Here is a 14,215-nt window from a genome sequence, read left to right as displayed (position 1 = left end):
CTGTACATGCGCAGCTGGTCAGGGTGCGGCCGGCGTGTCGGCCGGCCACCCGCTGACGCCGCGCGCGCCCGCCCCTGGTACCTGAGGAGGCGGGACGCGTCGCGGCCGGATCAACGCCCTACAACGTCAACCCCGTCAACACCGTCACCCGTTCCTCCGTGAAGTCCGCCATCGCGGCGGCCGGGCCTTCGCGGCCGACGCCCGAGTCCTTCACGCCGCCGTAGGGCATCTGGTCGGCGCGGAAGCTGGGGACGTCGCCGATCAGCACGCCGCCGACCTTGAGGCGGGCGGAGACGTCGAACGCAGTCGGCAGGTCGCGCGTGAAGACGCCGGCCTGGAGGCCGAAGCGGGACGCGTTGATCCGCGCCACGCCTTCATCCACAGAGGACACCCGGACCAGCGAAACCACCGGCCCGAAAACCTCCTCCGCCATCACCGCGGCGTCCTCCGGCACGTCGGCCAGCACGGTCGGCTCCACCGTCGCGCCGGAACGGCCGCCGCCGGTGAGCACGCGGGCGCCGGAGGAAACCGCGTCCGAGACCCAGGAAGCGACGCGAGTGGCGGCGGCTTCGTTGATCAGCGGGCCGACGTCCACGCCGTCGGCGGAAGGGTCGCCGGTGCGAAGAGCCGCCACCTGAGCGAGGACGCGCGATTCCAGCTCATCGTAAACATCCGTGTGCACGTAAACCCGCTGCACCGAGATACACGACTGCCCGGCCTGGTACATCGAAAAAGTCGCGATCCGCTGCGCAGCGAAGTCCAGGTCGGTCCAGTCCGGACAGACCAGCACGGCGCCGTTCCCGCCCAGCTCCAGCGAGACGTGCTTGCGCGGCACACTGTCCCGGATCGACCAGCCGACCGGCACTGAGCCTGTGAACGAAACCACCGGCAGCCGCGGATCGCGAACCAGGGCGGCCGTCTCCTCGTTGCCCAGCGGCAGAATCGACCAGCTCCCGGCCGGAAGGTCCGTCTCGGCCAGGATCTCGCCGAGCAGCAGGGACGTGAGCGGCGTCGCCGGCGCCGGCTTCAGCACGATCGGCGCGCCGACGGCGATGGCCGGCGCGACCTTGTGCGCCACCAGGTTCAGCGGGAAGTTGAACGGCGTGATGCCGAGCACCGGTCCGCGCGGCACCCGCCGCACCAGAGCCATCCGGCCGGTGCCGCCCGGGTCGGTGTCGAGGCGCTGCAGCTCACCGGAAAACCGGCGCGCCTCCTCGGCTGCCCAGCGGAACGTGGACACCGCGCGCCCCACCTCGCCGCGCGACCACTTCAGCGGCTTGCCCGACTCGGCCGTGATGAGCCGCGCGATCTCGTCGGCCCGCTGACTCAACGAACCGGACACGTGGTCCAACGCTCCCGCCCGCACGTGCGCGGGCGTAACAGTGAACTCGTCGGCCACCGAAGCCGCCGCCGCAACCGCCGCCTCGACGTCCGAAGCGGTCGGCACGAAGTGCGAACCGGCCTCGCTCCCGTCGTAGGAGTGGTGGACGACCGCGGTCGAAGAACTGGTCACCGGCTTGCCGGCGATCCAAAAGGGGACAGTCACTTGCGCACCTCCGTGCGGACCGCGTGCTCGAGGACGGACAGGCCCTCGTCGAGCAGCTCGTTGGACAGGGAAAGCGGCGGCAGGAGCCGGATGACGTTGCCGTAAGTCCCGCAGGTCAGCACCACCACGCCGAGCGCGTGGCACGCGGCCACGACACGCTTCGTCAGGTCGGCGTCGGGAGTGGAAGTGCCGGGCTGCACGAACTCCGCCGCCAGCATCGCGCCGCGCCCGCGAACATCACCGAGCACGCCCGTCTCCGTGGCCAGCGCACGCAACCGCGGCAGCACGAGCTCCTCCACCCGCCGCGCGGAAGCGGCCAGATCGGCGGACCGCATGGTCTCGATCGACCCCAGCGCCGCGGCACACGCGATCGGGTTGCCGCCGTACGTGCCGCCCAGGCCACCGGCGCCGACCGCGTCGAGCAGCTCCGCGCGACCCGTCACGGCCGACAGCGGCAGGCCTGCCGCGATGCCCTTGGCCGTCGCGATCAGGTCCGGCACCACGCCCTCGCGCGACGACGCGAACCAGTCGCCGGTGCGGCAGAAGCCCGTCTGCACCTCATCAGCCACGAACACCACGCCATTCGCAGCGCACCACGCCGAAAGCGCCGGCAGGAACCCCGGCGCAGGCTCGATGAACCCGCCCTCACCCTGGATCGGCTCGATCACCACGGCCGCCACCTGGTCGCCGCCGATCTGCTTCTCGATCCGGTCGATCGCGATCCGCGCGGCCTCCGGACCCGAAAGCCCGTCGCGGTACGGGTACGACCCCGGCACGCGATACACCTCGGGCGCGAACGGGCCGAAGCCGTGCTTGTAGGGCACCGACTTCGCGGTCAACGCCATCGTCAGGTTCGTCCGCCCGTGGTAGGCGTGGTCGAACACCACCACGGCCTGCCGCCCGGTCGCGGCGCGCGCGATCTTCACCGCGTTCTCCACAGCCTCCGCGCCGGAGTTGAACAGCACCGACTTCTTCGCGTGGTCACCCGGCGTCAGTTCCGCCAGCGCCTCGCACACCTCGACGTAACCCTCGTACGGCGTGATCATGAAACACGTGTGCGTGAACCAGCCCGCCTGCGTGCGTACGCGGTCCACGACCTCGGGCGCTGAGTGGCCCACGTTCGTCACGGCGATGCCGGAACCGAAGTCGATCAGCACGTTTCCGTCGGCATCGGTGAGCAGACCGCCACTGGCCGACGTGATGTACGCGGGCAGCGTCGAGCTCACCCCCGCCGCGACCGCGGCCGTCCGCCGCTCCTGCAGCGCGCGCGAAGCCGGGCCGGGGATTTCGGTGCGCAGCCGACGCGCGACGGGCGCCGGAGCCACCAGGGTCTCGGTGGTCGTGGTCATGGGCTCAACTCCTGGGAGGCGGGCTGGGTCACCTCCCAGGATGAGGCGGCTCGATGTCCGAGTCAGCTGGCCAAGATGTCCAAAACCGCGCGTAAACTTGGCCACTATGGCACTCACCCTGCGCGCGCTCACCGAACAGCGATCGCTCGCGCTGCGCGTGGTCGCGGGGGAGGCAGGGCTCGACCGCCCGATCGGCTGGGTGCACCCGACCGAGCTCACCGACCCGCACGCCTTTCTCGAAGGCGGCGAGCTCCTGCTCACCACGGGCCTGGCCCTCGACGACACGACGTCGGAGGCCTACGTCCGCCGCCTCGTCGAAGCGGGCACCGCCGGGCTCGGCTTCGGCGTCGGCCTCAGCCACGAGCACGTGCCGCGCACCCTGGTCGAAACCGCCGACGAGATCGGGCTCCCGGTGCTCGAAGTGCCCCGCAAGACGCCCTTCATCGCCATCACCCGCGCCGTCTCCCGCGCGGTCGCGGCCGACGAGTACGCCGCGACCGTCCGCATCGGCCGCGCTCAGCAGGAGCTCACCCGCACCGCCGTGGGAAAGACGGGCGCGGCGGGTGTCGTGCGGCGGCTCGCCCGGCTCATCGACGGCTGGGTCGTGGTCTTCGACGCCGCCGGTCACCTCCGCGAAGTCTCCTCCGCAGCCGCTCGCGCGCACGGGGAACAGCTCGACGTGAAGGACCTGCGCGCCGGCACACGGGTTGTCACGCTGGGGGAGCAGGAGGTCGTGCTCCAGACCTTGCACACGCGCGGCGCGCTCGCGGTCGGCACCACCGAGCCGCTCGACTCGACCGGTCGCCACATCGTGAACACGGCGGTTTCGCTGCTTTCCCTTGCCCTGGAACAGGATCGTGCGCAACGCGGCGCGCTGTCCCGGCTGCGCACCGGCCTGCTCGACCTGTTCACCGACGGCCAGGAAGCCCTCGCGCTCGACGTGGTGCGCACCGTGCAGGGCGCCCCGCCGCAACCGTGGGCCGTGCTCGCCGTCGCGGGCCGGCCTGCCGCGCGGACCGCGCTGTACGACCGCCTGGAACCCGTTGCGGGGCAAGTGTTCTTCGCCCACTCCGAGTCGCTCCTCGTCGCCGCGACCGACGACGCCGACCGCGTGCTCACCGTGGCCGCCGAAGTCGGCGGTTGCCACGTCGGCGTCGGCGACGCCACCGAGTTCCCGGCATCCCTGCGCCAGGCCCGGCAGGCGGCCGAGACCGCGCGCAGCCAGGACATCCCGCTCCTGCACTACGCCGACCACGCCGGCCGGGGCCTGCTCAACCTCCTGGATCCCCTTGCCGCCCAGGCCTTTGCCCACGATCTACTGCACCCGCTGCGCACCCACGACGAGTCCGGCCGCGGCGAGCTGGAGGAGTCCCTGCGCTGCTGGCTCGAGAACCACGGCCACTGGGATCGTGCCGCCACGCAGCTGCACATCCACCGCCACACCCTGCGCAACCGCATCACCAAGGCCGCCGAGCTCCTCGCCCAGGACCTCGACTCACCCGGCACCAGGGCAGAACTCTGGCTCGCGCTTCAGGTCACCCGCTGAGAAGTCACACGCTGACGAGCAACGCGATCGGCGAATCCCCGCACCGGCGCAACGTCGCGCCGCCCGACATCGTCTGCGGTTCCGCGCCCGACGTCCACCACGCCGGCACATCGACGTCTCGCACCAGAGAACCCGTCGCCTGCCGGACGCTGTTCGACACGATCACGCGCCCTTGCGCGTTGAGCAGAGCCGCGCGTCGGCCCAGCGAACGCAGCCGCCGGCTCACTGTCCGCTCGAACTCGCGCACGTAGACGTCCGCGCCCACCACGCCGGCAAACGAACCGTCGCGGTACACGGGCAGCGTGAACGTGAGCGTGTACTCGTCGGTGCAGAGGTAGTCGACGTACGGGCCGTTGATGTGGCGCCGGCCGCTGTCGCGCGGCACGGTGAACCACGACTGACGCGTGTAGTCGAGGAAGTTCGGGCTCTCCGGGTCGAGGCTGATGAACAGCTGCTCCGGCACGGCGTCCTCGGAACCACTGTCGTCCGAACCGGTGGTGGTCCACCACTCGAAGCCGAACTCCTGGTCCGACAACACGTGGGGCGCGCTCACGAACCCGGCGCCGATCACGAGGCCGCCGAGGGCCTCCAGGACCTGCGGCCGGATGCCGTGGAGCGTGCGGGAACCGGCGCCGCCGGGCTCGGCCAGCAGCGTCTCGGCCGCGGCCAGTACTGGCTTCAGCCGCTCGAAGATCTCCTCGACCAGCGCGGATACCTGTGCGACGACTTCGTCGCCGGTCAACGTGCGGGTGTCGGTCACGATGCTCACCTCGATCGCGGGGTCATCGAAGCTTACGGCGTTTCGAGGCTTAAGTGCAGATCCACGAGCCGGTCGAGCGCGCTCAGGATGTGCTCCTCGGTCAGCTTGCGGGCCAGGTCGCCGTCGGCCGCCGCGATCGCGGTGACGATCGCGTAGTGCTCAGCGTAGGACTGGCGGCAGGTGTCCTCGCCGTCGAGGGGCACCCAGAGCAACCCGCCGTGTTCGCCCTGCAGTTGGACCTCCTGGTTGGTGAGCCGCGGCGACTGTGCGGCCGCCGCGACCTCGAGGTGGAAGTGCCGTTCGGCGCGCGTCGCCTCGGGACCGGTCGTGCCGAGGAGGTCTTCGCTGGTCAGGCGCAGTCGTTCCAGGTCTTCGGGCGAGCTGCGTTCCGACGCGAGCTTGGCCGCGGACCCGGCCACGGCGAGGTAGTGGTCGCCGAAGTCGCGCAGATCCGCGAGCGAGACGAGCCGCAGGCGCTGGGCCCACGAGCTCGGCGCCGGCCATGCGGGCGTGCGCACGAAGCTGCCGCCGCCGCGCCCGCGCCTGGTCTCGACCAGCCCCTGCTGCCGCAGCACGGCGAGCGCTTCGCGGACCGTCACGGTGGAAACGCGGAACTGCGCGGCGAGCTCGACTTCGCTCGGCAGCTGCTCGGCGTCGTCGAGCAGACCCAGGGTGATGGCGTCGAGCAGCCGGGCCGCGACCGCCTCGGCGCGGCCGAGCTGGTCGAGCGGAGCGAACATCGCCAGTCGTGCGCTGTTCGACATCTCCTTGCGCATCGTGGGCCCACCCGTCTCGGCATGCGATGGGGGCCAATAGTGCCCCAGGACCTTGTCATGTGAAATATGGAGTTATATGTTTCACCCTGCCACGGAGAGTCAGGAGGCGCACGCGTGCAGGAATTGAAGCACTATGTCGGCGGGAAGTTCGTCGACTCGCAGTCCGGGAAGGTCCTCGAAATCGTGGACCCGGTCACCGGCCGCGCGTACTGCACCGCGCCGGTGGCGAGCGCCGAAGACATCGACCACGCGCTCAAGGTCGCGGCGGAGGCGTTCGAGAGCTGGAAGGAGACCACCCCGGCCCAGCGCCAGCTCGCGCTCCTCAAGATCGCCGACGCCGTCGAGGCCCGCGGCGAGGAGCTCGTGCGCGTCGAGTCGCAGAACACCGGCAAGCCGGTCGCGCTCACGATGTCCGAAGAGCTGCCGATGATCGTCGACCAACTGCGCTTCTTCGCCGGCGCCGCGCGCGTGCTCGAAGGCCGCGCGGCCGGTGAGTACATGGAAGGCCACACGTCCTTCATCCGCCGCGAGCCCGTGGGCGTCTGCGCGCAGGTGACGCCGTGGAACTACCCGCTGCTCATGGCGATCTGGAAGATCGCGCCCGCGCTCGCGGCGGGCAACACGGTCGTGCTCAAGCCGTCGGACACCACGCCGGCGTCCACGCTGCTGCTGGCCGACATCTGCGGCGAGTTCCTGCCGCCGGGCGTGTTCAACGTCGTGACCGGCGACCGTGACTCCGGCCGCGCGCTGGTGGAGCACCCGATCCCCTCGATGGTGTCGATCACCGGCTCCGTGCGCGCCGGCATCGAGGTCGCGGGCGCCGCGGCCCGCGACGTCAAGCGCGTGCACCTCGAGCTGGGCGGCAAGGCGCCCGTGATCGTGTTCTCCGACGCCGACCTCGAGGCCGCCGCCGAGACCATCGCGATGGCGGGCTACTTCAACGCCGGCCAGGACTGCACCGCCGCCACGCGCGTGCTGGTGTCCGACGACGTGCACGACACCTTCGTCGCCGCCCTCTCGCGTCAGGCCGAGGCCAGCAAGACCGGCAAGCCCGACGACGACACCGCCGCCTTCGGCCCGCTCAACAACGCCGCGCAGCTGGAGAAGGTGTCCGGCTTCATCGACCGCCTGCCCGGGCACGCCACCGTCCACTGTGGAGGGCGACGCGTCGGCGACGAGGGCTTCTTCTACGAAGCCACCGTGGTCTCCGGCGTCACGCAGGACGACGAGATCACCCAGAACGAGGTCTTCGGCCCCGTGATCACCGTGCAGCGCTTCTCGGACGAAGCCGACGCGGTGAAGGCGGCCAACGGCGTGCCCTACGGACTCGCCTCCTCGATCTGGACCAAGGACCACCAGCGCGCCATGCGCGTGTCCGCCAAGCTCGACTTCGGGTGCGTGTGGATCAACACCCACATCCCGCTCGTCGCCGAGATGCCCCACGGCGGGTTCAAGAAGTCGGGTTACGGCAAGGATCTCTCGCTGTACGGCCTCGAGGACTACACCCGCGTCAAGCACGTGATGACCGCGCTGTAGGTACCGGTGACGAGATCCACGGGAAGGCCCGCCATGCCACACCTTGCCCCGACGGCCGCCCGCCGGCCCGAACCGCCGCGCGCCGGCGGTGAGCCGGCGATCCGGCTCACCGGGCTGCAGAAGCACTTCGACAAGGTCCGCGCCGTCGACGGCGTAGACCTCGACATCCCGCCCGGTGAGTTCTTCTCCATGCTCGGCCCGTCGGGCTCGGGGAAGACCACGGTGCTGCGCATGATTGCCGGCTTCGAGCTGCCCACCGCGGGCACCATCGAGCTCGCCGGCCGGGACGTCAGCCAGCTCGCGCCGTTCGAGCGCGACGTGAACACCGTGTTCCAGGACTACGCGCTCTTCCCGCACATGTCCGTGCGGCAGAACGTGGAGTACGGCCTCAAGGTCAAGCGGGTCGCCAAGGCCGAGCGCAAGCAACGCGCCGCGGAAGCCCTGGAGACCGTGCGGCTCGGGGAGTACGGCGACCGCAAGCCTTCGCAGCTCTCGGGTGGTCAGCGCCAGCGCGTCGCTCTCGCGCGGGCGCTGGTGAATCGCCCGAAGGTGCTGCTACTCGACGAACCGCTGGGAGCGCTCGACCTCAAGCTGCGTCAAGCGATGCAGATCGAGCTCAAGCAGATCCAGCGCGAGGTCGGGATCACCTTCGTGTTCGTGACGCACGACCAGGACGAGGCGCTGACCATGAGCGACCGCATCGCGGTGTTCAACGCCGGGCGGATCGAACAGGTCGGCACCCCGGTGGAGGTGTACGAGAGACCGGCCAGCGCGTTCGTCGCCGGCTTCGTCGGCACGTCCAACCTGCTCAGCGGGCGTGGGGCCGAAGCGGTGATCGGCAAGCCCGGCGTGTACAGCATCCGGCCGGAGAAAATTCGCATCGATGCTGATCTTGCGTCGCCGGCCGGTCCAGGCGAGACTTCGGCGACCGGAATCGTCACGGATGTCGTATACGCCGGATCTACAGTGCGCTACGCTGTCGCGCTCGATGCGGGGGGTCAGTTGTCCGTGGTCCGCCAGAACACCAGTGAACCGACCGAGTTCGCCGACGGCCGGGTCCGTCTGCGGTGGCGCCACGAACACAGTTTCCGGGTCCCCGAAGCCGGCTAGTTCTCACGGGAAGGTTTCTCTCGACATGAAGAACAGGAAGACGCTGCTCGCGGGTCTGTGCGGCGTGAGCCTGCTGCTCGCGGCCTGCGGGACGTCGGGCTCCGACTCAAACGCGGGGTCCGCGCCGGGCGCACAGGGGTTCACCCCGCCCAAGCTGGCCGCACTCACCCAGCTGGGCCAGCCGGAAGGCCAGCTGAACGTGCTTGCGTGGCCCGGATACGCCGAGAACGGCTCCAACGACGCGAAGATCAACTGGGTCAAGCCGTTCGAGGACCAGACCGGCTGCAAGGTCACCGTCAAGCCGTTCGGCACGTCCGACGAGGCAGTGACGCTGATGAAGACGGGCCAGTACGACGTGGTGTCCGCCTCCGGCGACGCCTCGCTGCGCCTGGTCGCCTCGGGCGACGTCGAGCCGGTGAACACCGCGCTCGTGCCGAACTACAACGACGTCTACCCGTTCCTGAAGAACAAGTCGTGGAACAGCGTCAACAACGTCGCCTACGGCATCCCGCACGGCTGGGGCGCCAACGTGCTGACCTGGCGCACCGACAAGGTGAGCCCGGAGCCGACGTCGTGGTCGCCGATGTTCGACGTGAACTCGCCCTACAAGGGCAAGATCATCGCCTACGACTCCCCGATCTACATCGCCGACGCCGCCCTGTACCTCATGGCGCACCAGCCCGACCTCGGCATCAAGAACCCGTACGCCTTGGACGACAAGCAGTTCAACGCGGCGGTGGACCTGCTGAAGAAGCAGCGCCCGAACGTCAGCGAGTACTGGGCGGACTACCTCAAGGAAACGCAGTCGCTCAAGAACGCGGACGCCGTGATCGGCACCGCGTGGCAGGTCACGGTGAACCTGGCCAAGAGCGAGGGCGCTCCGCTGGGTGCGACCGTGCCGAGCGAAGGTGCCACCGGCTGGTCGGACACCTGGATGGTGGCCACGAAGTCGCAGCACAAGACGTGCGCGTACAAGTGGATGGACTACATCATCAGCCCGAAGGTCAACGCCCAGGTGGCGGAGTACTTCGGTGAGGCCCCGGCCAACTCCAAGGCCTGCGCCGAGATGACCGACAAGTCCCTGTGCGACACCTACCACGCCAACGACGCGGCCTACGCCGCCAAGATCCAGTACTGGACCACGCCGATCCCGCAATGCCTCGACGGCCGCACGGACGTCAAGTGCAAGGACTACGGCGACTGGACCCGCGCCTGGACCGAGATCAAGGGTTGACGTGCTCGTGAGTGCCGGCGCTGCTCTGGAATCCGCGCCGGCGCTCACGGGATTCCCTGTTACCAATCCGGCCAGAAGAAGGCCGACCCCCACGCGGAACGTAACCGTTGCTACGAAGCCATTCGGCCGTGACTGTGGTCGGATTGGTAACGATCCGCACAGTAGCTCCGGGGGCGGCGGGCACCCTCCCCCCTCGTTCGCCGCCCCCGGACCCCTCCTCCCGACCGTGCCCCGAAGGTGCCCGCATGACCGCCGTGAGCCCGCCGAGCCGCCGCGCTTCGGCTTTCTTCTTCCGCAAACCCAAGCTGCGCCTGGGCATTCTCCTTTCGGCTCCGCTGCTGTGGCTCGGCCTGGCCTACCTCGGCGCGCTCGCCGCCCTGTTCATCACGGCCTTCTGGTCCACCGACGTGTTCACCGGCAAGGTGGTCACGGACTGGTCGTTCGACAACTTCGTCACCCTGTTCACCGACTCGGTCTACCGCACGATCACGCTGCGGACCGTCGGCATCGCGCTGCTGGTGACGGTGATCGACGCGGTCATCGCGTTTCCCATGGCCTTCGCGATGGCCAAGCTCGCTTCCCCTCGGGCGCAACGGATTCTCGTGATCGCCGTGATGACGCCGCTGTGGGCGAGCTACCTGGTGAAGGCCTACGCGTGGCGCACCCTGCTTTCCGGCAACGGCGCGATCAGCTGGCTGCTGAGCCCCTTCGGCCTCTCCGGCCCCGGCTACGGCGTCGCGGCCACGGTGATCACGTTGTCGTACCTGTGGCTGCCGTACATGATCCTGCCGATCTACGCCGGCCTGGAGCGGCTGCCCGATTCGCTGGTCGACGCGTCGGGTGACCTCGGCGCGAAGTCGTTCCGCACGTTCCGCTCGGTGATCCTGCCCCTCGCCTTCCCGGCGATCGTGGCGGGCTCGATCTTCACGTTCTCCTTGTCGCTGGGCGACTACATCGCCGTGAAGATCGTGGGCGGCACGTCGCAGATGCTCGGCAACGTCGTCTACGACAACATCGGCGCGGCCAACAACCTGCCATTCGCCGCGACCGTGGCCATCGTGCCGGTCGTGATCATGCTCGTGTACTTGGCCGTCGTGCGTCGCACCGGCGCGCTGAACAACCTTTAGGAGACCGCCGTGCGCATGTCGAAGACCGGCCGGGTGGTGCTGTGGACGGCACTCGGGGTCGGTTTCGCGGTGATCTACTTCCCGCTTCTGGTAGTGCTGCTCAACTCCGTGAACTCGGACACCACGTTCGGCTGGCCGCCGAAGAGCTTCACCCTCGAGTGGTGGGGCCGCGCGGTCACCAACGCCGGCGCGCTGCGCGCGTTGTGGACCAGCATCGAGGCCGGGGTGGCCGCCACGGCGATCGCGCTCGTGCTCGGCACGATGGCCGCGTTCGCCTTGCAGCGCTACCGGTTCTTCGGCCGGGACTCGATCTCGCTGCTGATCATCCTGCCGATCGCGCTGCCGGGCATCGTCACCGGTATCGCGCTGAACAACGCGTTCCGCACGATCCTCGGCATCGACCTCGGCCTGCTCACAGCGATCATCGCCCACGCGACCTTTTGCATCGTCGTGGTGTTCAACAACGTCGTGGCCCGCCTGCGGCGCATGGGCGGCAATCTCGAGGAAGCGTCGATGGACCTCGGCGCCGACGGCATCACCACGTTCCGGCTGGTGACGTTCCCGATGCTGCGCTCGGCGCTGCTGGCGGGCGGGCTGCTGGCGTTCGCGCTGTCGTTCGACGAGATCATCGTGACGACCTTCACGCTGGGCACCGGCATGGAGACGTTGCCGATCTGGATCTACGACAACCTGTTCCGCCCCAACCAGGCCCCGGTGGTCAACGTGGTGGCGGCGGTGCTGATCATCGTCTCGACGGTGCCGGTGTACTTCGCGCAGAAGCTCTCCGGCGGCGACAGCTCTTCGGGCGGCCGGATCTAGGGTTTTCTAGATCACGGAGCGGATGGTGCCACCGTCCACGCGGAGGGTGGCCCCGCTGACGTAGTCGCCGTACGGGCTCGCCAAGTACGCCACGGCGCCCGCGATCTCCTCGGGCCGTCCGAAGCGGCCGATGTCGTTGGGCACGAAGTCCTGAGCGGCGTGGGGTTCGATGGTCTCCCAGGTCTCGCCCCAGCCCCGTTCCGGCGCGAGGTCCGTGAGCAGCTTCTGCACGGAGTCCACGAGGATCGCGCCGGGAGCGACCACATTGGACGTCACGCCGGTGTCCTTCAGTTCCCGCGCAAGGGAAACCGCGAGGTTGTGGCGCGCGGCAAGCGTCGCGTTGTAGTGGGGGAGCAGCGCCATCGGCTGGCCGGACAGGCCGCCGCCGATCTGGATCACGCGGCCCCAGCCGCGTTCGCGCATGCCGGGCACGAGGTGGCGGATCATGCGGACCGACGAGATCACGTTCACCTCGTACGTTCGCGCCCACTCCTCGGGCGTGGCCTCGGTCCAGGTCAGGTGCTGGTAGGCGCCGGCGTTGTTCACGAGCACGTCGATGTCACCGGATTCCTTCGCGACTTTCGCCGCGCCTGCGTCGGTGGCGAGGTCGCCGATCGCGACGGCTTTCGCGCCGATTTTGTCCGCCACCGCACGGGTTCGGGCTTCGTCGCGGCCGTGGACCACGACGTCCGCGCCCTCTTCCGCGAGCAGCCGCGCGATCGCTTCGCCGAGGCCGGAGCTCGAGCCCGTGACGAGTGCGCGGCGGCCGGTCAGGTTGAGGTCCATGGTTCTCCGTTCAGGTCTACGGGTGTAGATTTAATTTTAGTCTACACTGGTATACATGACTGCACCACGCCGTCGCGACGCCGCGGCGACCCGGGAAGCGATCCTGCGCGCGGGCGTCGAGGCGTTCACGCGCTTCGGCTACGACGGCGTCGGCGTGCGGGAGATCGCGCAGACCGCCGGCGTCACGGCGATGCTCGTGAACCGCTACTTCGGCTCGAAGGAAGGGCTCTTCGCCGAGGTGGCGGAGGTGTCGATGACCGAGCGGACCGTGCTGACGGGCGACCCGGCCACACTCGCGCGCGACGTCGCGGCTTCGCTGGTGTCGCGGACTTCACCGGACGCCGACAGTCTCGACCCGTTCCTGCTGATGCTGCGCTCGGCGCCCAACCCGCGCGCCGCCGAGATCCTGCGCGCGGGCATCGAAAAGCACGTCGAGGCGCACATCCTCGACGTCGTCCCCGGTGTGCGCGGAACCGATCGCGCGGCCGTGGCGCTGTCGCTGATCTCGGGGTTCTGGTTGATGCGCAAGGTGATCGGCAGCACGGCCTTGAACGAGACCGACGAGGCCGCGTTGGCGTCGACTTTGGAAGGACTCTTCCGGCTGCTGCTCGACGTTTAGCGGAAGTCGTCGGTCGCCTGACGCAGCGCGGCCAGCGTGCCCGGGTCGTTCACGGCGTGCCCCGCGCCTTCCGTGATGCGCAGGATCGAGCCGGGCCACGCGCGGTGCAGCTCGTACGCGGTGATCGGCGGGCAGACGGCGTCGTAGCGGCCCTGCACGAGCACGCCCGGCACTTCGGCGAGCTTGCCGGCGTCGCGGATCAGCTGCTCGTCCTCGAGCCAGGCGTCGTGGCTGAAGTAGTGCACCGCCAGTCGCGCGAACGTCAGCGCGAAGGACGGATCGGCGTACCGGTTCAGGAACGCTTGCTGCGGCAGCAATGCCACCGTCGCGCCCTCCCAGACACTCCACGCGATCGCGGCCCGTTCCCGCACGCCGCGCTTGGGGTCGTCGAGCAGCTCGGCGTACCCGGCGAGCGGATCCTTGTGGTGCTCTTCCGGCAGCGGCGCCAGGAAGTCCTCCCACTCGGCGGGGAAGAGGTTCGCCGCGCCACCGCGGTAGATCCAGTCGAGCTCGCGCTGTCGCGCCGTGAAGATCCCGCGCAGCACCAGCTCCGTCACCTGATCGGGGTAAGTCTGCGCGTACGCCAGCGCGAGCGTCGACCCCCACGACCCTCCGAACACCTGCCAGCGCCGGATGTTCAGCCGCTCCCGCAGCAGCTCCATGTCCGCGACGAGGTGCCACAACGTGTTCGTGCTCAGGTCCGCGTCCGGGTCCTCGACGCTCGGCGTGCTCCGCCCCGCCCCGCGCTGGTCGAACAGGATGATCCGGTACGCGGCGGGGTCGAAGTGCCTGCGCGCCATCGGCGCGATCCCGCTCCCGGGCCCGCCGTGCACCACGACCACCGGCTTGCCCTGCGGGTTTCCCGCCTCCTGGCAGTAGATCCGGTGCCCGTCGCCCACGTCGAGCATCCCATCGGCCAGCGGCTGCAGCGGCGGGTAGAGGTCGTCCATGCCGATCACTCTGCCGGACCGGCGGCCTTCGCGCGGGGGTCGCGGCGCCGTTCAGCC

General features: G+C 69.5%; 13 protein-coding genes. 7 read left to right on the top strand and 6 right to left on the bottom strand.

The window, feature by feature from the left end; all coding sequences use genetic code 11:
* Positions 1-118: 118 nt before the first annotated feature.
* Entirely contained in the window at positions 119-1,546 is a 1,428-nt protein-coding gene (locus ABZU76_RS20380; RefSeq protein ID WP_354871674.1) for an aldehyde dehydrogenase family protein, read from the bottom strand.
* Positions 1,543-2,895, bottom strand: coding sequence for a 4-aminobutyrate--2-oxoglutarate transaminase (gabT, locus tag ABZU76_RS20375; protein WP_354871672.1), 1,353 nt, complete (start codon positions 2,893-2,895; stop codon positions 1,543-1,545). The genes ABZU76_RS20380 and gabT overlap by 4 nt, the downstream gene beginning before the upstream one ends.
* A gap of 106 nt (positions 2,896-3,001) precedes the next feature.
* On the opposite strand from gabT, the gene ABZU76_RS20370 reads away from it, so the two are divergent.
* Positions 3,002-4,441, top strand: a complete 1,440-nt coding sequence (locus ABZU76_RS20370) for a PucR family transcriptional regulator (protein ID WP_354871670.1) — start codon at positions 3,002-3,004, stop codon at positions 4,439-4,441.
* Positions 4,442-4,445: 4 nt separating this feature from the next.
* Here ABZU76_RS20370 and ABZU76_RS20365 read toward each other — a convergent pair whose 3' ends face one another.
* Together ABZU76_RS20365 and ABZU76_RS20360 are read right to left on the bottom strand one after the other, a co-directional pair.
* Positions 4,446-5,201 carry a cache domain-containing protein gene (locus ABZU76_RS20365; RefSeq protein ID WP_354871668.1) on the bottom strand — a complete coding sequence of 252 codons (756 nt, stop codon included), beginning with the start codon at positions 5,199-5,201 and terminating at the stop codon, positions 4,446-4,448.
* A 32-nt stretch (positions 5,202-5,233) separates the two neighbouring features.
* Positions 5,234-5,977 (bottom strand): FCD domain-containing protein, encoded by a 744-nt coding sequence (locus ABZU76_RS20360; RefSeq protein ID WP_354871665.1) that lies wholly within the window; start codon positions 5,975-5,977, stop codon positions 5,234-5,236.
* 114 nt (positions 5,978-6,091) lie between these two features.
* Between ABZU76_RS20360 and ABZU76_RS20355 the strand changes: the two genes are divergently transcribed.
* The 5 genes from ABZU76_RS20355 to ABZU76_RS20335 all read left to right on the top strand — a co-directional run bounded on the left by ABZU76_RS20355 (position 6,092) and on the right by ABZU76_RS20335 (position 11,803).
* Positions 6,092-7,513 carry a gamma-aminobutyraldehyde dehydrogenase gene (locus ABZU76_RS20355; protein WP_354871662.1) on the top strand — a complete coding sequence of 474 codons (1,422 nt, stop codon included), beginning with the start codon at positions 6,092-6,094 and terminating at the stop codon, positions 7,511-7,513.
* A gap of 33 nt (positions 7,514-7,546) precedes the next feature.
* On the top strand, positions 7,547-8,623 hold the full coding sequence (locus tag ABZU76_RS20350) for an ABC transporter ATP-binding protein (RefSeq protein WP_354871660.1): 1,077 nt from the start codon (positions 7,547-7,549) through the stop codon (positions 8,621-8,623).
* Between the two features lie 25 nt (positions 8,624-8,648).
* Positions 8,649-9,857 (top strand): ABC transporter substrate-binding protein, encoded by a 1,209-nt coding sequence (locus tag ABZU76_RS20345; protein ID WP_354871657.1) that lies wholly within the window; start codon positions 8,649-8,651, stop codon positions 9,855-9,857.
* A gap of 245 nt (positions 9,858-10,102) precedes the next feature.
* A complete protein-coding gene (locus ABZU76_RS20340; protein ID WP_220246531.1) occupies positions 10,103-10,984 on the top strand; it encodes an ABC transporter permease in 882 nt (293 codons plus the stop codon).
* 9 nt (positions 10,985-10,993) lie between these two features.
* Complete coding sequence (locus tag ABZU76_RS20335; protein ID WP_354871653.1) at positions 10,994-11,803, top strand: ABC transporter permease; 810 nt, start codon at positions 10,994-10,996, stop codon at positions 11,801-11,803.
* A 6-nt stretch (positions 11,804-11,809) separates the two neighbouring features.
* On the opposite strand, the gene ABZU76_RS20330 is transcribed toward ABZU76_RS20335, so the two are convergent.
* Positions 11,810-12,589 (bottom strand): SDR family NAD(P)-dependent oxidoreductase, encoded by a 780-nt coding sequence (locus tag ABZU76_RS20330; protein WP_354871652.1) that lies wholly within the window; start codon positions 12,587-12,589, stop codon positions 11,810-11,812.
* 55 nt (positions 12,590-12,644) lie between these two features.
* Between ABZU76_RS20330 and ABZU76_RS20325 the strand changes: the two genes are divergently transcribed.
* The gene (locus tag ABZU76_RS20325) at positions 12,645-13,208 is read left to right on the top strand and encodes a TetR family transcriptional regulator (protein WP_354871650.1); all 564 of its coding nucleotides are present in this window, start codon (positions 12,645-12,647) and stop codon (positions 13,206-13,208) included.
* Here ABZU76_RS20325 and pip read toward each other — a convergent pair.
* Positions 13,205-14,158, bottom strand: coding sequence for a prolyl aminopeptidase (pip, locus tag ABZU76_RS20320; RefSeq protein ID WP_354871648.1), 954 nt, complete (start codon positions 14,156-14,158; stop codon positions 13,205-13,207). The two genes, ABZU76_RS20325 and pip, sit on opposite strands and share 4 nt — an antisense overlap.
* Between the last annotated feature and the right edge of the window lie 57 nt (positions 14,159-14,215).

The organism is Amycolatopsis sp. NPDC005232 (genome assembly GCF_040607795.1).
In the GTDB taxonomy this organism is placed as follows: Bacteria; Actinomycetota; Actinomycetes; order Mycobacteriales; family Pseudonocardiaceae; genus Amycolatopsis.
This window is presented reverse-complemented; position numbering and strand designations above follow the sequence as displayed.

Coding starts and splice junctions, on each gene's coding strand:
- ABZU76_RS20370 (WP_354871670.1), top strand. CDS start 3,002: ATGGCACTCACCCTGCGCGCGCTCACCGAACAGCGATCGCTCGCGCTG.
- ABZU76_RS20340 (WP_220246531.1), top strand. CDS start 10,103: ATGACCGCCGTGAGCCCGCCGAGCCGCCGCGCTTCGGCTTTCTTCTTC.
- gabT (WP_354871672.1), bottom strand. CDS start 2,895: ATGACCACGACCACCGAGACCCTGGTGGCTCCGGCGCCCGTCGCGCGT.
- pip (WP_354871648.1), bottom strand. CDS start 14,158: ATGGACGACCTCTACCCGCCGCTGCAGCCGCTGGCCGATGGGATGCTC.
- ABZU76_RS20330 (WP_354871652.1), bottom strand. CDS start 12,589: ATGGACCTCAACCTGACCGGCCGCCGCGCACTCGTCACGGGCTCGAGC.
- ABZU76_RS20350 (WP_354871660.1), top strand. CDS start 7,547: ATGCCACACCTTGCCCCGACGGCCGCCCGCCGGCCCGAACCGCCGCGC.
- ABZU76_RS20325 (WP_354871650.1), top strand. CDS start 12,645: ATGACTGCACCACGCCGTCGCGACGCCGCGGCGACCCGGGAAGCGATC.
- ABZU76_RS20345 (WP_354871657.1), top strand. CDS start 8,649: ATGAAGAACAGGAAGACGCTGCTCGCGGGTCTGTGCGGCGTGAGCCTG.
- ABZU76_RS20360 (WP_354871665.1), bottom strand. CDS start 5,977: ATGCGCAAGGAGATGTCGAACAGCGCACGACTGGCGATGTTCGCTCCG.